Annotated in this window: 16 protein-coding genes and 1 tRNA gene; 6 read left to right on the top strand and 11 right to left on the bottom strand. The window is 63.5% G+C overall.

The annotated features are described in order from the left end of the window. Positions 1–28 precede the first annotated feature (28 nt). The 9 genes from ACP2AD_RS02720 to ACP2AD_RS02760 form a co-directional block, all read right to left on the bottom strand. On the bottom strand, positions 29–1936 hold the full coding sequence (locus ACP2AD_RS02720; protein WP_425228547.1) for an AAA family ATPase: 1908 nt from the start codon (positions 1934–1936) through the stop codon (positions 29–31). Beyond that, the gene (locus tag ACP2AD_RS02725; RefSeq protein WP_425228548.1) at positions 1926–2435 is read right to left on the bottom strand and encodes an ABC-three component system middle component 5; all 510 of its coding nucleotides are present in this window, start codon (positions 2433–2435) and stop codon (positions 1926–1928) included. The genes ACP2AD_RS02720 and ACP2AD_RS02725 overlap by 11 nt, the downstream gene beginning before the upstream one ends. Beyond that, entirely contained in the window at positions 2432–2995 is a 564-nt protein-coding gene (locus ACP2AD_RS02730; RefSeq protein ID WP_425228549.1) for an ABC-three component system protein, read from the bottom strand. Before ACP2AD_RS02730 ends, ACP2AD_RS02725 begins: the two co-directional genes overlap by 4 nt. An 8-nt stretch (positions 2996–3003) precedes the next feature. After that, entirely contained in the window at positions 3004–3192 is a 189-nt protein-coding gene (locus tag ACP2AD_RS02735) for a hypothetical protein (protein ID WP_425228550.1), read from the bottom strand. A gap of 254 nt (positions 3193–3446) precedes the next feature. Beyond that, positions 3447–5081: a type I restriction-modification system subunit M gene (locus tag ACP2AD_RS02740; RefSeq protein WP_425228551.1), complete on the bottom strand. Its 1635-nt coding sequence runs from the start codon at positions 5079–5081 to the stop codon at positions 3447–3449. Next, positions 5078–6139, bottom strand: a complete 1062-nt coding sequence (locus ACP2AD_RS02745; protein WP_425228552.1) for an AAA family ATPase — start codon at positions 6137–6139, stop codon at positions 5078–5080. The genes ACP2AD_RS02740 and ACP2AD_RS02745 overlap by 4 nt, the downstream gene beginning before the upstream one ends. A 56-nt stretch (positions 6140–6195) precedes the next feature. Further along, positions 6196–7524: a restriction endonuclease subunit S gene (locus tag ACP2AD_RS02750; protein ID WP_425228553.1), complete on the bottom strand. Its 1329-nt coding sequence runs from the start codon at positions 7522–7524 to the stop codon at positions 6196–6198. Further along, entirely contained in the window at positions 7514–10483 is a 2970-nt protein-coding gene (locus ACP2AD_RS02755; protein WP_425228554.1) for a type I restriction endonuclease subunit R, read from the bottom strand. Before ACP2AD_RS02755 ends, ACP2AD_RS02750 begins: the two co-directional genes overlap by 11 nt. A 526-nt stretch (positions 10484–11009) precedes the next feature. Then, positions 11010–12041: a phospholipase D family protein gene (locus ACP2AD_RS02760; RefSeq protein WP_425228555.1), complete on the bottom strand. Its 1032-nt coding sequence runs from the start codon at positions 12039–12041 to the stop codon at positions 11010–11012. Positions 12042–12392: 351 nt separating this feature from the next. Here ACP2AD_RS02760 and ACP2AD_RS02765 point away from each other — a divergent pair, with 351 nt between their 5' ends. The 4 genes from ACP2AD_RS02765 (at position 12393) to ACP2AD_RS02780 (ending at position 18723) form a co-directional block, all read left to right on the top strand. After that, entirely contained in the window at positions 12393–13304 is a 912-nt protein-coding gene (locus ACP2AD_RS02765; protein WP_425228556.1) for an ArdC family protein, read from the top strand. Then, a complete protein-coding gene (locus ACP2AD_RS02770) occupies positions 13301–14047 on the top strand; it encodes a hypothetical protein (protein ID WP_425228557.1) in 747 nt (248 codons plus the stop codon). Before ACP2AD_RS02765 ends, ACP2AD_RS02770 begins: the two co-directional genes overlap by 4 nt. Positions 14048–14680: 633 nt before the next feature. After that, on the top strand, positions 14681–17425 hold the full coding sequence (locus ACP2AD_RS02775; protein ID WP_425228558.1) for an McrB family protein: 2745 nt from the start codon (positions 14681–14683) through the stop codon (positions 17423–17425). Further along, positions 17422–18723 carry an McrC family protein gene (locus ACP2AD_RS02780; protein ID WP_425228559.1) on the top strand — a complete coding sequence of 434 codons (1302 nt, stop codon included), beginning with the start codon at positions 17422–17424 and terminating at the stop codon, positions 18721–18723. Before ACP2AD_RS02775 ends, ACP2AD_RS02780 begins: the two co-directional genes overlap by 4 nt. 13 nt (positions 18724–18736) lie before the next feature. Here the strand turns inward: ACP2AD_RS02780 and ACP2AD_RS02785 are convergent, their stop codons facing one another. Then, positions 18737–19978: a tyrosine-type recombinase/integrase gene (locus tag ACP2AD_RS02785; RefSeq protein ID WP_425228560.1), complete on the bottom strand. Its 1242-nt coding sequence runs from the start codon at positions 19976–19978 to the stop codon at positions 18737–18739. 163 nt (positions 19979–20141) lie between these two features. Next, positions 20142–20228, bottom strand: a tRNA-Leu gene (locus ACP2AD_RS02790). Between the two features lie 112 nt (positions 20229–20340). Between ACP2AD_RS02790 and ACP2AD_RS02795 the strand changes: the two genes are divergently transcribed. Next, the gene (locus ACP2AD_RS02795; RefSeq protein ID WP_425228561.1) at positions 20341–21294 is read left to right on the top strand and encodes a complex I NDUFA9 subunit family protein; all 954 of its coding nucleotides are present in this window, start codon (positions 20341–20343) and stop codon (positions 21292–21294) included. Then, a complete protein-coding gene (locus tag ACP2AD_RS02800) occupies positions 21291–22097 on the top strand; it encodes an undecaprenyl-diphosphate phosphatase (RefSeq protein ID WP_425228562.1) in 807 nt (268 codons plus the stop codon). The genes ACP2AD_RS02795 and ACP2AD_RS02800 overlap by 4 nt, the downstream gene beginning before the upstream one ends. Positions 22098–22161: the final 64 nt, after the last annotated feature.

Genomic DNA, 22161 nt, shown 5'->3' on the forward strand with positions numbered 1-22161 from the left:
CCACGGCTACTGGATGCGGCATGCTGGGTCAGCCGACACTGAGGGTTCGTTCGGCGTGAGTCGACTTACGCCCGATGACGTACTCGGGGCTATCCAGTTGAGGACTGATCATAGCGGTCGCGAAGATGATCTGGTGCTCGGCTTCGAGCTTTGCCGAGCGGGCGGCGAGCAGCTCTTGGAAGTTGCGGCTGCGCTCGGGCTCCATCCCCTTGTCCTCTACCGTGTCCAAGACCAGCAGCCGGAAGTGGCGGAACTGCCGATCACTGGCAGCAGCTGCGAGGAAGCCCGAGAGCAGCGAGTTTTTGAGATACGTGGTCGACGACGCCGAAGAGTAGAGGTGTCCATCAACCGACATCTCGTCCTTTCGGAAGCTGAACGACACGTTCTCGGCTCGTTCGAACGAGTCCTGACGTGGAAGATCGCGGTGCAGGAACGCGACCGTCTCGATCTCGACCGCCTTGTAGGCCCTCGACAGCCGTTCCTGCTGCGCGGCAGTCAGCCGATCCGTGGCGTCCACGAGCGCGGCGATCTCCGAAGTTAGAACCAGCTTCTGGCTCGAGAGGCCCTCAAGGCGCTCGATTAGGCGTTCCTGCCGCGCGATGTCCTCAAGCTCGCGGCGCAGATAGCCCATTCGCTCGTTAAGGACCCGCAGGTGGTCCCGGGCCTCGCTCGACGGCGTGTTCTTGACCTTGGTCAGATTGGCGGCCGCGTTTCGCCAGAACGACAGCAGCGTCGAGCGTCCCTCCCTGAGCGTCGAGATCTCCGCCGCCCGGTCTGCTTCGACCGCTTGGGACTGGCGCTGCTGGATCAGCATGTCGTTGAGTTGACCGACGATGCGACGGCGGAGGCGTTCCTCGTCCAGGGGGCTCTTGCAGAGCCGACAGGTGTGCGGGTTGTCGTGTGGCGCCAGAGTCGCGAAGCAGGAGGGGCACCAGCTGTACTCGACCTTGCTGACCGCGTCGGCAACCTTGGAGGAGTCCCGCAGAGCCTCAATCTTCCTGTCGAGCGTCGTGAGGAAGATGCGCGAATCCGCGCTCTCAAGCTCCAAGGATACGATCTGTTGATCCAGCGCAGCCAGACGTTCCTGCGCGCCTCGCACCTCGTCCAGCGCGCGACGCTGCGGTTCGAGCGAGAGCGGTTCGATCTTATCGGACTCGTAGAGGCGCACTTCCGCGTCGAGCGCCTGCGCGGCGAGTGCGGCCAGCTGCTCCTCTATGCCGCGTCGCTCGGCCGCCGCCCAGTCGAGGGTAAGGCTGTGGTTCACGTCGGCGAGGAGGGTGTAGATACCTTTCAGCGTCGCGTCCGTCGCGGTCAGCTCCTTCTGGAGATCCCTGACCCGGAGCTGATTGGCGTAGATGTCGGTGTCGTACGCCCCCATGAGGAGCCTGCCGATGGCCTCACGCAGTTGCGAGCTGTCGAAGTTCTCGTCCCGGAAGATGTGATCCACCGCGCTCAGCTGGTCGGAGTACATCAGCCGGAGGAGTTGGTGCATTGTCAGCCTCCCCGATGTCTCTGTCTCGAGCTCAGGCAGGCCGAGGAGGTTGAACAGTGCCTGTGAGAAGCTCTCCCGATCGCCGGATGTCCTATATGGAAAGCGCATCCATGCAGTGACCGGTGCCCTTTCGGCCTCCGGGAGCGAGCCCGGGAAGATCTCCATCGGTTGGCCCGACTTGGTCGTGATGAGGCGCGACAGCGTGGCCGGGTTGCCGTTGCACGCCACCTGGATGCTGACGCGGTCGCACAGCTGCGCCTGGTCGCTCCACTTGGAGACGTCTGCTCCGAGGCCGTAGACGATCAGGCTGAGGATCGTCGACTTGCCGGAGCTGTTCTCGCCCGCGATGATGTTAACGCCGTCGTGGAAGCTCTCCCGGTAGGCGTACGCCGAGCCCCGGTAGACGGCGACCTCGCGGACCGCGAGTGTGGGCTCAAACAACATCGTATCTGAACTCGGCCAGGCCCGATCGATCCTTCAGTCCGTTTGGACCTTGGCTGGGGTATTCGGCTCCCAGGCTCGCGAGCAGCGACATGAGGTCGGGTTCCTCGTCGTTCCTGCCCCTGGCGAGCGCCAACATCTCCGCCGGCACCGCTTCCGGATCGAGCGTCAGCTTGCCCGATGCCCCGCCGACCTTCGCGAGACCGCGGGAGATCATCGTCTGGACCGCGGCTTCGAAGGGGGCGCCCATCCGACGGAAGAGCGCCTGGCTCGACGGCGATCGGTCGTAGGGGAAGCGTGGCTCCGCCTTCAGGCGCTTCGAGGCCGCGCGGAGCGCGGGCGACAGGCGAATCGCGACTATCTTCTCCGGGAACACCAGAAGGAAGTCGAGGATGCGCAGGGCTGTCACGTCCAGACCGCTCTGGGAGCTGGCGAGGGTGCGGCAGGCGCGCAGGAGCGCGTTATACGGATCGAGTGCGGGATGGTAGACGAGCTGCGTCATGCCGCATGCCAGCGGACATAGCAGCGGTCGGCGAGCCAGTAGGTCATGCCCATGACGAGGCCGTGGTTGAGCGCGAAGGTCCCGAGGCCGTACTCGACGACCACCGCCTTCACCACCTTCTCGGCGACGATCCGGTCGATCTCGAGGCCGTCGACGCTGCCGCAGTGGGGATGGACATGCGTGTCGAACTCAGCCTGGATGCGGTGAAGGCAGAGGGCAAGCAGCTGCTGCGCCGCTCCGTAGAGCGACCACTTCGACAGGAACTTGACGAAGAGCTCCTTCTGACGGAGCGCCATCTGGATCTTGTCGGGTCGACCGCACCTGGTCAGCTTGGCCTCGAGGCCCTTCACCCCGTCGGGAGCGTAGGGCTCCTCGAAGAACTGGAGTTCGTCGATCCACTGCTCCCGCAGTTCGTCGGCGTGGATCTCCCTGTCGAGCTGCTTGACCAGAAGGCCGATCTGGCCGTCCGGGGAGAGCATGATGTTGACCGAGTTGTCGTCGCGGCCGACGAGGTTCGCGCCCGCGCTGGCGCCGCGCTGATTGACGTCGTTCCTGTCCACGAATGGGGCTATCCGCGACGGCTGCGGTTGTTGTCGCGACCTACCATGTCCCCCTTCGCGCGAGCGCCCCGCTGATTGACGTTGTTGCTCGATCCGGAAAGGCGGGTCGAGACGAACCGGATGGCATGGCCTCCCGCCACGAGCGCGGCGATGACTGCAGCGATCTCTTTCCAGTGCTTGCTGATGAAGTCGAGCAACGGCCATCCCTCCCGTGCAAGGTGATGCCCAAGCTGGCAGCCCATGACAAGCTAATCAACGGGAGCCTCCGAATCGATAGCGCCGGACAGCCCGGTCCGGCCACGATCCGCAAGACATCCGGGTGCGGGACGCGACGCCGGAAAGTCGAAGCCGCGTTGCAATCGGGCGGAGTGAGTAACGCAGTGTCGTGAGAGTGGGGCGACGGGGGCGCTGCTTGGGAGCGTCCAGCTCCGCGTTGACCCCTTGCCTCCCGTCACATGGGCAGAGACGGTAAGCCTAACTCCGCCAGAAACTCGTTGTGCCTAACCGTCGCGTCCCTCGCCCGCTTAGTGATCTCCAACAACGACTTGTGCACGGCGGCCAAATCGATCTCAGGCTCGGCTGCATTAGTGCTCACATAGCGGCTGATGTTTAGGTTATAGCCGTTCTTCTCGTCTGCAATCTCGGCCATCGACACGCGGCGGGAGTAGCGCGGCTCCTCCCTGCGATCCCGATAAGCCGAGACGATCCTATCGATGTGGCTTTCCAGCAGACGGTTCTGCCGCTTTCCGCGCTCGAAATGCTCGGCGGCGTTGATGACCAGCACGTCGTCGGGCTTCTTGCACTTCTTAAGCACGAGGATGCAGACCGGGATGCCGGTCGAGTAGAACAAGTTGGCGGGCAGCCCGATCACCGTGTCAATGTGCCCGTCCTTCAAGAGCTTCGTCCGGATGCGCTCCTCAGCGCCGCCTCGAAACAGAACGCCGTGCGGCAGGATGATCGCCATTACGCCGTCATCTTTTAGAAAGTGAAAGCCGTGCAGCAGGAAGGCAAAATCGGCCGCTGACTTGGGCGCCAAGCCGTAGTTCTTGAAGCGCGTGTCCTCGGCGGTCGCGTCCGTCGGCGTCCACCGGTAGGAAAAAGGCGGGTTGGCCACCACCGCGTCGAACCGCGGTATGCGCGCCGGGTTCGTCTCGCGCAGCTCGGGCCACTCGTTAGCGAGCGTATCGCCGTGGAAAATCTCGAACTCGCTGTCCTTTACCCCGTGCAGCAGCATGTTCATGCGTGCCAGGTTGTAGGTGGTGATGTTCTTTTCCTGGCCGTAGATCTTGCCGATGCCGCGCGGCCCCATCTGCTTGCGCACATTCAGGAGCAGCGAGCCCGAGCCGCAGGCGAAATCGAGCAGGCTATCGATGTGCGCGCGCGGACCCGTCGCGGGCTCCTGCCCGTCGAGCTGCACGATCCGCGACAGGATGTCTGACACGAACTGCGGCGTGTAGAACTCGCCAGCCTTCTTGCCCGAGCCTGCGGCGAACTGCCCGATCAGATATTCGTAGGCGTCGCCCAGCATGTCGCTGGCGGTGGAGAACTCCTTCAGCCCCTTGGCGATCTCCGTGATGATCCTGCACAGCGTCGCATTGCGGACCGGCATCGTCTTGCCGAGCTTCTCGGAAGATAGGTTGATCTCGGAAAAGAGTCCTTTGAACGTACTTTGGAACGACTCTTCCTCGATGAACTTCATGCCGCGCTGCAGGGTGTCGAGCAGGTCGCCGTCCTGCCTGCGCGCCATCTCGGCTATGCTGGTCCACAGGTGCTCGGGGCGGATAACGTAATGCACCTTCCGGCGCATCTGCCGCTCAAACTCCTCGGTGTCGTCCGGATTGTCCTGGTACCAAAGGGCCAGCGGCGAAGCGGCTCCCAGCTTTTTGCGGATGTCATCGGGCACTTCGTCAGGATAATCCGGCCCCAGCTCCTTCGCCGCCGCCGCCTCGAAGTTGTCCGATAGGTAGCGAAGGAACAGGAAGGCCAGCATGTAGTCGCGGAAGTCGTCAGCGTTCATCGCGCCGCGAAGCTGGTCGGCGATGTTCCAGAGCGTCTGGCCCAGCTTCCTTTGTTCTTGGTCGGTCATCCGCCTGCCTGCTGGGGTTGGTCAAAGAGTTCGGGGTTGAACGGGAAGCGCTCCAGAAAAGCGCTTAGCACTCTGGCGAAATGGCCCTTGTTTTCGGGTATCATCTCGGCCGGCTCGAACAGCGAGTAGCCGCCGTGGCTGAATAGCGCGATCATACGTTCGTGCAGCACACCGTCGGGGTCGTCTGGATCGCGCGGCACGCACGCCTTCCAGCCGGGCAGCCCGTGAAAGCTCGCCGCCTTCTCCATCAGTGAGCGCAGTATGTTGAAGTGATAGGTGTAGACGGCACCGCTATCCGCAACGCGCTTCAGTTCGATTATATTAGCAACATGGAAGAAGGGCGGCGTATCGTTCGTGTCTCGCACCAGATACCCCTCCGCGCCCTTGCTCAGAAACAGCTTCGCCGGGTTCTTGCCTAGTTCATTGTGCAGCGCGTTGAAAAACAGCGTGTGATGTGTCGAGATGACTGCCTTCACCCGATCTTGGCCCTTCAGCACCGCCGCGACATGACATGCGACGCTGATCGCATTATTCTCGTCTAGCGAGGAGATCGGGTCGTCGATGTAGAGAAACTTGACCCAGGCGTAGGGCTCAGCTTCCTCGGTCGCCGCAATCGAGAGTTCGGCGATGGCTAGGAAAAAACACCAGACGAAGATATTCTCTTCGCCGCGAGAAACCTTGATCGGTTCCTCGGGCTTCTCGGGCCGAAAGAAGCGTACGAACCAGTCGGCCGCCCGATCCTCGTGCGTTTCGAGGGCGAAATCAAAATCGGCGTAGCGCAGCAGCAGGCGGCGGATGCGATTGTCCATCTCCAGGCTGGCGAGCCCGTCGAAAAATCTCGAGCCGCGGTTCAGCCGCAGCTTGCGGTCGGCGTCGCCGGCGAGGTCGTTGTCCCAGGTGAACAGGTCCTCGGTGAAGGCGTTGAAGTACAGCGTGTCGCGCGCTTCGCCCTGCTTCCCCAAGTTCTTGAAGTGCATCGACAGCCGCGTCTTGCCCGTGCCGTTATAGGCATAGAGCAGCACGGACTTTTTGCCGGGGCTGCCGTCCGTGCCGTTCAACAGCTCGCGCAGGTACGTGGCGAGGGCGGGCAGGTCGGGGTAGGAAGTGGCGGGGGTCACGCCGGTGGCTGGGCGGGCGAGGGGAAGAGCTGCTGCATCAGACCGGACTTATGGGCCTTCAATGTATCGATCCCGTTGGCAATTGCCGCAGCGAGCAAGTCGAGGGACGAGAAACAATCCGCTATTAGCTGTTGCTCTTTCAGTGCCTCGCCCGGAGCCCCTGGCGGTAGGGGGATTGGTAGCGATCCGTACTCGGTGCTGTTGATGCCCGGCTGGCCGCTTCGTCCCGACACTCTCGCCACCCACGACCAATAACGCTGCGTTTGCATGTATTGGAAGATGATCTGTGGCAGAGCGCGTTGTTGGTCTGGCCGAACCCTGATAAGGAATCCAGCAAACACCAAAGGGCCGTTCGCGTCGGCATGCAGGTAGGATTTACCCACGCTTGCACCTGTTCGCGTCAGAGCGATGTCGCCCCCCTGCATTGTGTTGAAATCATCGGCGACCAGATCCACGGACATCTTGCCCGCATCAACAAACCGACCTTCGTCGGAGATGTCGGTGATGCGAAGATAGGTCGGCAGCTGCGTGTCGTAGGGCACCGCCCCGGCATTTGCACCATAGGCAGGAGGGCATGCCAGCAGTTCGCTAAGCGGCCGCTCCACCCACTCCCCCGCATCCCGGAACTCGGGAAAGCGAAAGCGGGGATTGGTTTGACCTTCGGTTGGGAAGAGCGCTTGCATCAGGCCCTTCTTGTGCTCCCGGAGCGCCACCAACCGCTCTCTCTCCGCCGCGATCACCGCGTCGATCGAGGAAAGGCAATCAGCGATCTTCTGTTGCTCGGCGATATTCGGGATTGGCAGATCGAGTCCGACTAGATGGTCTGACTCGATCTTTCCCGCACCCATCCCCGTTACTTGAATGGGGATACGGCATTGGACAGCTAACAGCTGGTTTAAGATAAAGGAAGGTGCCAAAGAGGGTGAAACGTTTAGCGCTTTGACATCCTGATTAAATGCAACGTCAACCTCTGCCAAACAAATCGGTACTCGCTTGAACAGCATGCTCCCGCGAACTAGAATTAGGATTGCTCCTTTTTTTGCAAGGCTGGTGCCGTTACCGATGGCTAGTGGTGTGACATAATGATCTGCCTCGCTGAGCAGAACATTGTACATCGATGATGCGCTCACCCAAGGTATATCGCCGCCCCAATACGCGGGGTTTTCCTTTGCTGGCGTTCCACCAGAAGAAAAGGAGACAAGACTTCCCAATCGCCGGACACCCCACGCCTCTGTTCCGCTGAATTCCGGAAATCGCAGCTTCGGTATTAACCCGTCCGTGCTGCTTACCTCGCCCGCAACCACGCCCGCCGCGTCACTGCTCATACGCGCTCAGCCCAGAAATCACCCGGCCCTCCGCCAGCCGGTGCAGCTGCGGCGTTAGCGCCTCCATCAGCGCCAGTTCCGCCTGCGCCCGCGCCTTCCAGCCGAGACCCAGCGGGGCCATCAGCTCGCGAAGCGCGTCCTCGTCGAACACGCGGCGGCGGACGATCTCGTCAACGAACGCCTGGAGCGCCGCGACATCCAGATCATGCCGCTCGGCGATCGCGGTCAGTTCGGCCGCCTCCTTGTTCGTCTTAAACGCTTGGTACCCAGCTTTGATCTCCGCTTCTTCGAGCGGCTGGTCGACGGGCAGCCCGCGGATATAGTCCGTGATGTCGTCGCGCTCGTCGATGAACTTGGCATCGGCCTGGATCAGGCCGATCAGGCGCTCGCGGCTCAACGTCCGCTTGCCGGCCGGGGCCTGCGTCATCTTCGCGATCAGGCCCATGATGTAGTCGTAATCGACCACTGCCGAGGCGAAGAGCACGAACTCGAAATCAAGGTCCCGCACCTCCGGCGCGGCGTCGTCGCCCTCCCGGCGCTGCTGAGCCCGCAGTCGCTGCGCCGTCTCCAGATAGGCGCTGCGGAAGCCCTGCAGCGCCTCGAGGGGCGCCACGCGCGCGATCTCCGCCTTCTGCTCCTCGCCCAGGTCGGTATATTGGTCGAGCTGCGTCTTCAGCCGCTGCACGCCCTTGAACAGCTCTACGAACGTCGAGCGCGCGCCGTCGCCCTTCAGATTGGGCACCTCCTCCGGCCGGGGCTCAAGCCCCTGGGAGGTCATGAATTCGTCGAGCCGCTTGACCGCGTCGCTCAGGGTCCCGATCACCTTGGGCGCGGGATCGACGAGCCAGATGGCGGCGGGCGCCTCGGTGCTCTCGCCCGAGAATAGCGCGATCGCCTCGTCGACACTATCCTGCTGCCCCCGGAAATCGAGGATGTTGCCATAAGGCTTGCTGTCGTTGAGCACGCGGTTTGTGCGCGAGAAGGCCTGGATCAGCCCGTGATGCCTCAGCCTCTTGTCGACGTAGAGCGTGTTCAGAAACTTGGAATCGAAGCCCGTTAGCAGCATGTCGACGACGATGACGACGTCGATCTTCTGCGACCGCGGCAGGTCGGCGTTGGGCCATTGCTGGGCCTTGATGCGCTTCTGCACATCTTGATAGTAAAGATCGAACTCGTCGATCCGGTGATTGGTGCCGTACCGGGTATTATGGTCGTCGATGATCGCTTTCAGCGCCGTCTTCTTCGCGTCGGGGTCAACTTGGTTGTCGCGCACCTCCTGCGCCAGGTCCTCCTGTAGCTGCCGAACATCCGCGTCGCCCTCGGCCGGGGGCGAGAAGACACATGCAACGTTGAGCGGCCGGAAGTCGGGATCGGCGGCGAGGCGCGCGGCCTGGATCGCCTTGAACGCCTCCCAATATTCGATCGCCTCATTGATCGAGCCGGTCGCCAGGATCGCGTTGAAGCGGCGGTCCGCGGTGGCGGCGTCGTGCTTGGCCAGGATCGTCTCAACGACCTTCTCCTTCCTCGGGCCCTCGCCGGGCTTGGGCGCATCGCCTTCGGCCTTGTAGTAATCGATGTGGAACCGGAGCACGTTGCGATCCTCGATCGCGTGCGTGATCGTGTATTCGTGCAGACACCGTTCGAACAATGTCTCGGTCGTGCGCAGGCTGGCCTGTTCGCCTTCCACCTGTTCGTAGCGCGCGTTGGTCTCGAAAATCGGCGTACCCGTGAAGCCGAACAGCTGCGCGTGAGGGAAGAATTCCTTGATCGCCTTGTGGTTCTCGCCGAACTGCGAGCGGTGGCACTCGTCGAAGATGAAGGCGACGCGCTTGCCCGCGAGCGGTTGGAGCCGCGCCTTGTAGTTTCGCTTGCCGCCGTCGCCGAGCGCGAGGCCGAGCTTCTGGATGGTGGTGACGATCACCTTGTCGGCGTAGTCGTCCGACAGCAAACGGCGGACCAGCGCTTCGGTGTTGGTGTTCTCCTCGACGCAGCCCGGCTGGAATCGATTAAACTCCTCGCGGGTCTGCCGGTCGAGGTCCTTGCGGTCGACGACAAACAGGCACTTCTCGATGTTCGGATCGTCCTTGAGCAGCGTCGACGCCTTGAAAGACGTCAGCGTCTTGCCGCTGCCCGTGGTGTGCCAGACGTAACCGTTACCGACGTTTTGCCGGATGCAGTCGACGATCGCCTTGACCGCGTAGATCTGGTAGGGCCGCATCATCAAAAGCTTCTGCTCGCTCGCGATGATGACCATGTAGCGGCTGATCATCTGACCCAGCGTGCATTTCGCCAGGAACTTCTCGGCGAACTGGTCGAGATGAACGATCTTCTTGTTGTCCTCGGCCGCGAACTGATAAACCGGTAGGAAACGTTCGTCGGCATCGAAGCTGAAATGCTTCGCGTTGTTGTTCGCGAAGTACCAAGTGTCCACGCGATTGCTGACGACGAAAAGCTGGATGTAGCATAGCAGAGTGCGGCGGTACCCGGTGCCCTGCTCGCTCTTATAATCGACGATTTGCTGCATCGCGCGTCGCGGGCTGACGGCGTGCGCCTTCAGCTCAATCTGCACGACGGGCACGCCGTTGATCAGCAGGATCACGTCGTAGCGATGGTGGCTGTCGTCCGTGTTGATCCGTAGCTGGTTGACGACTTCGAAGGTGTTCTTGCACCAGTCCCGAATGTTGACAAGCGTGTAGTTCAGCGGGGTGCCGTCGTCGCGCTCGATCGTGTCGCGCTCGCGCAGTGAGCTCGCCGCGGCGAACACGTCGGGCGTGGTGATCTTTTCCAGCAGGCGCTGAAACTCCGTGTCCGACAGGGTGACGCGGTTGAGTTGATCGAACTTAGCGCGGAAGTTGCGCTCGAGCTCGTGCCGGCTCTGGATGTCAGGGCGGTACTCGTATTTCAGCGCCTGCAGCTTGTCGATGAGGTCGCGCTCGATCTGCGCTTCCGCACCCGTCATGAGGTGGGCCGTAGGGACGTACGCGGGAAAGGTCCGCGTAGCCGATTCTCGACATCCCAGCTCGACCCGGCAATCTCGTGATGCCCATCAGTAAACAAGCCGCGTTCCCTCCGTGGGCCTATGCCTAGCGGGTAGCTGTCCCGCGTTCCACGGCTTTCGTCGCTGTCTTGGGCTGCCAAACCGATGTGGCAGGGCAGACGCGGGGGTGGGAATAGAGCGGGACGCTCCAGGCCCGGTGGGAATAAGCCGAGCAGGATAGAAGGACATGGATCAGCGTCGGAACCGGAGCAGGCTCGAGCTGCTTCTAGCGGTGGAAATTGGGTCAACGCTGTAGCAGCATACCTATTGCAATCTCCTCGATGTCAGCCGTTGCGCAAGATGTCGCTTCGGCGATTAAGCGCGCCTGCGCGTAAAGTCCAAGGACCGACCCCGGGAGGCGAGTTCCTGTGCAGCTATCACGGCTGGTCCGTGACGGTGCTCAGCGACCGCAGCTGAAGGCGGCTCGCCGACTGCCCCCCCCTCCGCTTTACCCCTTCTCTGGACCTGTCCGGTCGTAGACCTGTTTAAGCTGCGCCCAGAACTGCCGAAGTAGCGACTGGCGCGCTGCGAACCAACCTTCCCCTTCCTTCTCGTCCTCGTGGAGCTGCTGGAAGGCGGGATCGCGCAGCGTCTTCCGCAGCGCGGCCACGAACCGCGCCTCGCTCGGGTCGAACGGCTGTTCCGAATCCCTCTCGGGCGCGAGCATAACGTCGAATGCCTCACCGTCGTGGTCGTAGGAGAAGCCGGTCCGGACGATCGTCGCGCTGGTCTCGGCAAACCACGGTGTGCCCTTGATCGTCCGGGCGCGGGCACCCTTCATCCAGCAGAGCACCCAGCGCTCCTTCAACACGTCATCATCATCCGGATGGGAGATGCCGATGCCGGCGTCGACCCGCTGCTTCGCCAGGGCGTCGAAGTGGCCGAGCTGTTTCCGGACCTCGTGCTCGTTGACGGTCCACGTGCTGTTGTCGATCCAGGTGACCAGCGGCAGCGTCTCGGCGTCCACGTCGAAGTCGGCGAAGGATGCGAGGCTGGGCTTCGCGCGGGGACGAAGGCTCCATGCAGCCTCGGCCCGCGCCCAGTCGGACCCTGTGATCTCGTGAGATCCGTGCTGCCAGAGGTCGTCGAACCAGCCGTGTATGGCGTCGATGTCGTCGGTCACGATGCCGGCCTCGATCCAGGATGCGGTCTCCGCACCCTCTAGCGCGAGACCGTTGATCGAGACGTTGGCGGACGCGATAACGGCGCGATCCCTGCCGATGAACACCTTCGCGTGTAGGCGGTCGCAGCGCTTCAGCGACGCCTTAACCTTTTTTAGCGCGTGCGGGTTCGTTCCGCCCATCCTGAGATTGGCGATGATCTGCGCATTGCCACCTGTGACCCAGTCCTCGCAGCCACGCCCCCAGAACGCCACCGCCGCGCGCACGCCGTTCTCGGCCAGAATATCTTTGATGACGGCGGTCAGCGCGGCGCCATGCTTGAACTCGGCGGCCGGCCGGCGGGTACTTTGCAGTTCCACGGGCTAGCGCTTCGCGCAACGCTGCAGCGCGCGCAACTGGGAAAAGCTTGATCGCCGGCCTGGGCACCGTCCGGTAGACTGCCGACCGGTCAGGTGTAGGGTGCCACCAGGTCAGCGCGCGAAAGAATGGCAACGCACGCATTCGGCTCGAGCCCGCCAAGCGCTGTCCGACTAATCCAATTCTGGACAGAGCTTGGTGGGGCGAAAGGAGGGGCTGCGACCGCGATGAACAAATGGTAGAAATTGGAAGGTGCGAAGGCTGCCGCGAACGGCCCATTCTGGGTCGAAGCGCGAGCAAAAATTACAGAAGCCTTGATGAACCAGCTCGCGTGACAACGACGCGGAGCGTTCATGCGAACCGACCTTTACCAGGCAATTACGCGGTCAATCCTCGCCGCGATCGAAGCGGGCGCGCGATCGGGCAAATATCGTATGCCATGGCATCGCAGCAGCGGCACCTCCACCCCGCTCAACGCCGTGTCAGGCCGGCCGTATCGGGGTATCAACACGCTGCTGCTCTGGGCGGCGGCAACCGAGGCAGGTTATCCGACGGGCAAGTGGGCGACCTACCGCCAGTGGTCCGCCACCGGTGCTCAGGTGCGCAAGGGCGAGCAAGCCACGGTCGTACTGCTGTGGAAGACGGTGGGTTCAGGCGCTACCGACCAGGACCAGACCGACGCCGATCACGAGCGGAGCCGGCAGCGTATGCTCGCCCGGGCGTTCCACGTCTTCAACGCCGCACAGGTCGACGGCTGGACGCCTAAGCAGCCGGTATTGCCGCTCGCCGCGCGGATCAGCGCCGCCGAGGAGTTCTTCGCGGCGTTGCCGGCGGAGGTGTCGCATGGCTCCGACGACGCCTTCTACGATCCGGCCAGCGACAACGTCTTCCTACCCTCGTTCAGCGCCTTCCGATCGGCCGAAGCCTACTATTCGGTTTATGCTCATGAGCTGACGCACTGGACGGGGATCAAATCCCGTCTCGATCGGGACCTTACGGGTCGGTTCGGCTCACACGCTTATGCGATGGAGGAACTGGTAGCCGAGCTCGGCGCAGCGTTCACCGTCGGGCATCTCGGGCTCGCCGCCACGCCGCGCGAGGACCACGCCCTGTATATCGCTTCCTGGCTGGCGGCGCTAAAAGATGACCCGCGAGCGATCGTCACGGCCGCCAGCCGCGCTCAGGCTGCTGCCGACTATCTGATCGCGCTAGGCGAGCCGACGCCACCCATTGCCAGACCCGCCGCGCCGGAGTGTGTGGCATGAGCGCGGGCCCGCATCGGCTGTCTAAGTCGAAGATCGCCGCATTCGAGCACTGCCCCCGCCGGCTATGGTTGCAGGTACATCGCCGCGATGAAGCGCGGTTCGATGCCGACACGTTGGCCCGGTTCCGGTTCGGTCATCACGTGGGCGCGGAGGCGGCGTTCCTAGTGCCGGACGGCATCATGGTCGATGTTGCGCCTGACGACATGGCGACGGCCCTCGCCCGTACCGCCGAGCTGCTTCGGGCGGGACCCGCCCGTCCGATCTTCGAAGCGACCTTTCAGCACCAAGGCGTGCTGTGCCGGGTCGACATTCTGGAGCCCTTCGCCCGTGGCTGGCGGGCAATCGAGGTGAAGGCCTCGACACGGGTCAAGGCGTATGAACTTGCCGATCTCGCTACCCAGGTGTGGGTCATGCGCGGCACCGGGCTGCATGTCCGCCAAGCGGTGATCCGTCATCTTGCGCCGCCATTCTCCTGGGCGCGCCCCGACATCGCTGCCGTCCGATTCGTCGACGCCGATGTCACCCAGCCGCTGGAGCGCTATCTTAGCACCCGCGGAGCAGTGGCGCATCAGGCCCGCCGCACGGTCGAAGGAGCGGAGGTGCAGCGTGCAACTGGGCCACACTGCGAACGGCCATTCACGTGCGAGTTTCGGCAGTACTGTAGCCGGGTTGAGGCAACGCCGCTCCTCGCTTGGAAATCGGAGGAGGCATCCGCTCCGGAACGCTCGTCGCAAACGTCCTAACCTACATCTGTTAGGAGGCCAACTTACACGGCAACGCTATTCAAGTAAGCCGCCCATATAGCGATCGTCGCCTGAGGATTTCGCTAAGGGGCTGAGACGACGTGACAAAACCCGGAGAGCTATTTGGACTTTGCAAAACGGTCGCTTCTGCCCCGCTCCTTCCGTCGGGGAAGAAAGACGGGTATGCGCGATGCTCTTCCGACGTTAGCTTGCGGCCGCGCCAACAAAACAATGGTTTCAACGCAGGCGAGAGCCTCGGGGCGAGCACGCTACATTTGCTCAGCTCCCCTTAAAAGAGACGTGCCTCGCCATCGTCTGCGTCCACGCCAAGCAATCGTGTGCGAATGACGCGGCTGGTGTAGGCTGATTGGCTCGCGGGCCGGGACGCGCAAGCGTTCCTAGCTCGTTGTGCCAGCCGGCGGCCGCACGGCATCGCGCGACAGGTGCGATGCAACGGTCCGCCACCGATAAAGCGGGCTGAATGTTGTGCGCCGTCGCCAAATCGTCTTGGTGACGCGGAATTGCTGGACCTGAACCGACTGGGGCAATTACCTCCGCGCTGAATGAGTTACCTGTACTCTTCCTCTCTGGGCGAGTGAGCGGGGACGAAGGTTACAACGATAGGGGCGCAACGTGAGGGAAGCGGAGTTCAAAGCGTGGCTTGAGGCCGAGGGCTACTCGAAGGGGACGATTAGCACCCAAATGGCCGATGTCCGCCGGATCGATCGCGTCTACGGCGATCTCGACATGTTGCCCGACAACCAGTCAGTCGCAACGATCCGCGCATCGCTAGTGTACTCTAAGGCAGATCAGCGTGCGGGACGAGCTAACCCGGCGAAGTTTCCGATCGAGGGTAGCCTCTACGACAGTCTCGCAAGCTATCGCGCCGCGCTCAATTTCTACCAACGATTCCTTGACGCCGGGTCTGTTGCGCGGAGTGGTTCAGCGTTCGGCCTGACCGTACAAAACATCCTGGACGCCATTGCCCGCTGCGATTCCGCCGGCTCGGTTGAGGCGTTCATTGCCAATCATGACGGACTAGGCGCACCCGCCAAATTCTGGCTTCTCCACCGGGGCATACGTTATCCCAGTAAGGCGATCGTGCGGGACGCCCTTGCACACGCGGGTAGCGAAGTGCTGCCCGGCGGCGCGCAATGCAAGACCGCGCTCGACGCGCTCGGCTTCGTCGTGATCGACTGGCCGGCGTTCAAGGCGCTGCGGGGCACCTTCCTTTCGCGGATGACCGGCTTTACCGATTTCCGGCGGCAAGATGGCGATTACTGGACGACCGAACGTCGCTACAAGGACCAGACGATCGACAAAGTGCGCGCCTTCGCCGCGTCGGACGTCGATGAGCGCACTGCCGGTGAACAGATTTATCGGGCGCTTAGCGTCGACGCGCAGGGTTTACCGCTCAGCTGGCGCACGCTCGATGAGGTGCAAAAGGCTGACGGGTCATTACGCGAACGCTTTTTCGAAACCGTCGCGCGACTTGCGCGCAGTGATGATGATCCGCTCGCGACCATCGCAGATAATGCGCGCGCGCTCGAACAGCTAAAGGCGGATGGGATTGCCGGGCTGCGCCGTGGTGAGGTTCTGGCGATCACGATCAGCGTCGTCGGCACCATGCATCCGCAGGCGGCGAGTTGGTTCAAGGTCAGCCGCATCGAGGCGATGGGCCAGCGCCTGTTCGGCCGCAAGTTGTTCGCCCACCAGCAGTTCGAGTCGATTGACCTCGACGAGTACCTCCAGCTGCTACGCGCGCTGTTCGCGTTATTCCGAGAGGAGCTGGGCTGGAACCCGCTCGACCTGTTCGATGTGCAGGGCTTCATCTGGGTCGCGCTAGAGGAAAAGTGGGATGGTGAGGAGGCGCCGCCGCCGGCCGCGCCGGTGGTTGAGGCGGAGTCGGCGGTGTTGCAGGACGGTCCTTATTGGTTCGTCGGCGCATCCTATGGTCGTCGCGACGACCAGGTCGATCGCTTTCTCACTGAGGAGATCTGGGACATCGACAGCCCCAGCGACCGCAATCGCGAGCAGGTGCTTCGGATGCGCCCTGGCGAGCGGATCGCGATTAAGGCAACCTATGTCCGCAAGAACGGCCTGCCATTTGATGGCCGTGGGCGATCGGTATCGGTCATGTCCATCAAGGCGACCGGCACGATCACTGCTAACGCGGGTACCGGCGAGCGCGTGTCGGTCGATTGGCAGACCGCTTACGTTCCGCGCGAGTGGTATCACTACACCTACCAGCCGACGATTTGGGAGGTTTACCCGACCAACGAGATGGCGCAGCGACTGATCCGCTTCGCCTTCATGGACGAGCCGCAGGATTACGACTGGTTCTTGCGCAACATGACGCATTGGGGTGGCCTGCCTGCCGAGGAAGCCCCCGCGCCGGACCCCGTGAAGCGGTCGCCGCTTAATCTCATCCTCTACGGGCCGCCGGGTACGGGCAAAACCTACCGTACAATGGCGGAGGCGGTGCGACTGTGCCGCGGCCTGGCCGAGGGCGATCCGCTGCTCACAGACGTTGAGCGTCGGCAGGAGCTGCGGAAAGTCTACGAGGAACTGAAGGGTCAGGGGCAGATCGGCTTCGTCACCTTCCACCAGAACTACGCCTATGAGGATTTTATCGAGGGGTTGCGGCCGCAGCCGTTGGCAGACGCCGTCGGCTTCACGCTCAAGGCTAAGCCCGGCGTCCTGCGCCAGATGGCCGAGGCGGCCGAGGCGAGCGCGGAGGAGCATGTCCTCGTTATCGACGAGATCAACCGCGCCAATATCTCCAAGGTGTTCGGCGAGCTCATCACGCTGATCGAGCCGGACAAACGACTGGGTATGGCCGAGGGCATGCGGCTGACGTTGCCGTACAGCGAGGCGCGGTTCGGCGTGCCAGCGAACCTGCACATCATAGGCACGATGAACACCGCCGACCGCTCGATCGCGTTGCTCGACACCGCACTGCGCCGCCGCTTCGAGTTCCGCGAGCTGATGCCGGATGCGGGCCTGCTCAAGCCGGTCGATGGCATCGACCTCGCCGGCCTGCTATCCACCATCAACGAGCGAATTGAATACCTGTTCGACCGCGAGCATCAGATCGGCCACGCCTATTTCATCCGCTGCGCGACCCGCGCGGACGTGGACGAGGTGATGCGCCACAAGATCATCCCGCTACTCGCCGAATATTTCTACGAGGACTGGGCGAAGGTCGCCACGGTGCTGGGTGACGGCGACGATGGCGCGGGTGATCGCGAGGGTAGATTCATCGACCGCCGTCGGCTGAAGGCGCCCAAGGGTTTGGGCGGGGATGAGGACGCAGCGGCGCGTTATCGCTGGAGCGTGCGCGACACCTTCTCCTACGACGGCTTCGCCGCGGCGTGATCCGCCGCACGATCCTCGAATGGGAGACGATCCGCTACGGTGAGGCGGCAGACGAACTGCTGCCGGACATCGCCGATCGGATCGCGGCGGTCGCAGAAGCGTCGCCATTGGCGGGCCGCGGCGGAGGCGGCGTCCTCGAGCACGGACGCAAGCGCCTGCGCGCACGAGGCGTGGTCGGCGTCATCGCGGCGCAGGGCTGTGCGCTCGAAATACTGCCCAAGATCGACGTTCTTGGTGGAAACGATGTCGAGAGGACAGGGAACATCCGCCGCCGGCTCGTCCACATGCTGGCGGTCGCGCTCGACCTGAAGATCGACGCGGGCCAAGTCACCGCGCTCGACTGGCAGCGCGAGACGCTGCTCGAAATCCTGATCCGGCTATTCTCCGAAAAGCTGGTCGATGCTGTGCGGCAGGGGATGCCGCGCCGCTATGTCGGGCATGAGGACGACCTGCCGACGCTGCGTGGTCGGCTGAACGTGACGCGCCAGTTCACCGCGCTGGCGGTCGAACCGTCGCGGCTGGCGTGCCGCTTCGACGCGCTGACCCCGGACATCGCGCTGAACCGCATCATGAAGGCGGCGGTCACCCGGCTCTCGCGCATCACCCGCACGACCGACAATCAGCGCCGGCTGCGTGAACTGGCCTTCGCCTATGCCGATATTGCCGACGTGCCTGTCGCGGCGCTGCGCTGGGACGAGGTAACGCTCGATCGCACCAACGCCCGCTGGCGCGAGCTGCTCAATCTGGCGCGGCTGCTGCTGGGCGAGCGCTTCCAGACCACGTCGGCCGGCGGAAGCGACGGCTTCTCGCTGCTGTTCGAGATGAACACGCTGTTCGAGGAATATGCCGCGCGGATGCTCAGGCGCGCGCTGGCCGACACCGACCTGCGCGTCGTCAGCCAGGGTGGCCGGCTCTACTGCCTCGAGGCCGACGACCGCCGCGGCCTGTTCCAGACGCGGCCGGACATCCTCATCAAGCGCGGCGACGCCGTCGTCCAGGTTATCGATACCAAGTGGAAGCGCATCACGGCGCGGATCGACGACCCCAAACAGGGCGTGTCGCAGGCGGACGTTTATCAGATGATGGCCTACGGCCGCCTATATCGCTGCAGCCGCCTGACCCTGCTCTATCCACACCATCGACAGGCCGCTTGCGACGAGGGGCTGATCGGCAGTTTCGGCATCAACGCTAGTGAGGATCGTCTCGAGCTGTTTGCGATCGACATAGCTCGAAACGACGACTTGTCGGCTAGATTAGCCCAAGTTTGCGAATTATCACCCTATCCGCACCGGCTGTAACGACTACCGACAGCTAAGCGCTTTCGGACGAACGCTGCGCCCAAGACGTGGCGAGGCTGTTTGGCTTATCTGACACTAAGCTCGTCAAGTAATCTGACCACCACTGCGCCATTTCTACGCGCTCCGCCCAATGCTGTCCACGATGGTATGCAGCACGGACGCCGTTCGGGTCCTTATGCGAAAGAGCCCGCTCTATCGCATCGGGATTCCATCTGCCGCTTTCGTTCAGCAGCGTGCTTGCAGTCGTGCGGAAGCCATGTCCTGTCATCTCGTCTCCCGCATAGCCAAGCCGCCGCAGCGCGGCATTGATTGTGTTTCCCGACATGGGCCGAGTGCCGGGATAGAGGGATGCAAACACGTATCGGTGGCGGCCAGTGATCGCCTGAGCCGAACGGAGTAGCTCGACCGCTTGCCGGGACAACGGAACCCTGTGCGGCTGTTGCCGCATCTTCATCTTGGACGCAGCCATGGTCCAGACGCTCGCCTCGAAGTCGATATCCTCCCACTCGGCTTTCCGGAGCTCGCCAGGACGCACAAAGACATGCGGCGCAAGGCGGAGCGCAAGCTGCGTCATGGGTTGGCCCTCGTAGCCGTCAATGGCTCTAAGCAGCGCGCCCACGCCGGCCGGCTCAAGAATGGCCGCATGATGCACCACCTTGGGTGCGAGCAGGGCACCGCGCAGCGGCACAGCCGGATCAGCAGACGCGCGAGCAGTCGCGACCGCGTACCGGAACACCCGACTTGCGAATGAGCGCATTCGGCGCGCGGTCTCCAAGTGCCCCCGCGCCTCGACCTTTTTCAGTGCCGCCAGCAGCTCCGGCGGGCTGATTTCGCTGACCGGACGCGAGCCCAAGGCGGGCTCCAGAAGCGACAGCAGCCAACGAGCCTTGCCGATGGTTACGTCCGCTCGTCCCTCCCGCTCGCATTTTTCGATGTACTCGTCAGCTACAGCTTTGAATATAGTCGCGGCCCTGAGCGTCGCATCGAGCCGATCCAATCGCTTCTTCTCCGACGGGTCAACGCCGGCAGCGAGCAGCTTGCGCGCTTCACCAGACCGCTCACGAGCTTCCTTCAATCCCACGTCCGGGTAGCGGCCCAGCGCCAGCTTTTTCTCCTTGCCATCGATCCGGTACTTCAACCTCCACAGCTTTCCGCCGGAGGGTTGCACGAGCAGGAACAGCCCGCGCTCGTCGGAAAGCTTGATCGGCTTGGGGCCGGGCTTCGCCGTACGGACGGTTACGTCGGTAAGGGGCATGGGGGCCACTCCAAAAGCGCATTCAGCGGTGGCCCCCAGCGTGGCCCCCAGAACCACCCGAATGCGGGCGTACGGCAGCGAACAGCAGCGACCATGTCGAGCTGTTTTATCGCAGATTTCCGTGGTTTTCTCAACTGTTGGCGGCCGTTCGCGAACAGGAAAATGGTGCCCAGAAGAGGACTCGAACCTCCACGGCCTTGCGACCGCCAGCACCTGAAGCTGGTGCGTCTACCAATTCCGCCATCTGGGCACGGAGGGCTGGAAGCCCGGGTAGGGGCGCGCCTCTAGGGGAGCGTCGCGCGGCTTGTCAACAACCCGGCGGGCGGGCAGGGACGCCCCCGGTGAACGCGAGGACAAAGGCGATGCGCGACAGGTTGGTGACGGTGTTCGGGGGCGGGGGGTTCATCGGCCGCTACGCCGCGCAGGCGCTGTTGCGCAGCGGGGCGCGGGTGCGGTTCGCCGGGCGCGATCCGCGCCGCGCGTTGTACCTGAAGCCGCTCGGCGGGCTGGGGCAGAGCCAGTTCGTCGCGGCCGACGTGACCCGGGCCGACACGGTCGCGCGGGCGGTCGAGGGCGCGGACGCGGTCGTCAACCTGGTTGGTACGTTCGGGGCCGACATGGCACGGGTCCAGTTCAACGGCGCGCGCATCGTGGCGGCCGCCGCGGCCCAGGCGGGGGTCGAGGCGCTGGTGCATATCTCCGCCATCGGTGCCGATGCGACCGGGCGGTCGCGCTATGCGCAGACCAAGGGCGCGGGCGACGACGCGATACGCTCGGCGTTTCCGGCCGCGACCATCCTGCGGCCGTCGGTGGTGTTCGGCCCCGAAGATCATTTCCTGAACCGCTTCGCCCGTCTGATCGCGATCGCGCCGGTTGTTCCGGTGCTGCGGGCGCCGACCCGGTTTCAGCCGGTCTACGTCGCCGATGTCGCGGCGGCGATTTGTCTCGCGGCGACCGAGCCCGCGGCGCATGCCGGGCGGACCTATGAGCTGGGCGGGCCCAACACGCTGACGATGCGGGAGCTGCTTGGCTATATCGCGACGGAAACGGGGCGACGGCCACGCTTCCTTGAGCTGCCGGACCTGGCCGGGGCGGCGTTGGCGTCGGCGGGATTTCTTCCCGGCATGCCGATCACGCGCGATCAGTGGCTGATGCTGCAAGCGGACAATGTGGTCGCTCCCGGAGCGCAGGGGCTGGAGGCATTCGGGATCGTGCCGACGCCGATCGCGGCGGTCGCTGGGGAATGGCTGGTGCGCTACCGGCGGCAGGGGCGGTTTGCGCGCCGGGTGCTTGAGACGGGGGATGCTTCCGCATGAGCGACCTGCTCGCCGCTGCGCTGCTGGGCGTGGTCGAGGGGGTGACCGAGTTCCTGCCCGTTTCCTCCACCGGCCACCTTATCCTCGCGACCGAGCTGCTCGGCTACGATGCCGCGCGGTGGAAGCTGTTCAACGTGGTTATCCAGCTCGGCGCGATCGCGGCGGTCGTGGTGCTGTATTGGCGGACCTTCTGGACGGTCGCGGCGGGGCTGGCGCGCGGACAGCGCGGGTCGGCCCGGTTCGTCCGCAACATCGCGATCGCCTTTCTACCCGCGGCGGTGGTCGGGCTTGCGCTGCACAAGAAGGTGGAGGCGCTGCTCGGCAACGCGACGGTGGTCGCGGTGGCGCTGATCGCCGGTGGAGTCGCGATCCTGCTGGTCGAACGGTTCGCAAGGCCGGGCACCATCCGGGGCATTGCCGACGTGCCGGCCGGGATCGCCGCCGGCGTCGGAGCGATCCAATGCCTGTCGATGGTGCCGGGGGTAAGCCGGTCCGGGGCGACGATCCTTGGCGGCGTCGCGCTCGGTGTCGAGCGGCGAACGGCGGCGGAGTTCTCGTTCTTCCTTGCCATTCCGACAATGCTGGGCGCGAGCTCAGTAGAAATCTGGGGGCAGCGGCACGCGCTGGCAGCAGGGCAGGGGGTTAGTTTCGCCGAGATCGCGATTGGCATGGCCGTAGCGTTCGTCGTCGCACTGGTGGTGGTACGGGGTTTTGTCGCACTGGTGGGGCGGCACGGCTTTGCACCATTCGGGTGGTACCGGATCATTGCCGGTGCTGTAGCGCTTCTCTTGCTGAAAGGATAAGTCCGATGCGGGCCTTAACCTACCTGTTCGATAGCATCGCGAACCTTATAGATCGGATTTTACG

The sequence above is a fragment of the Sphingomonas sp. genome (assembly GCF_965248875.1).
Classification (GTDB): domain Bacteria; phylum Pseudomonadota; class Alphaproteobacteria; order Sphingomonadales; family Sphingomonadaceae; genus Sphingomonas.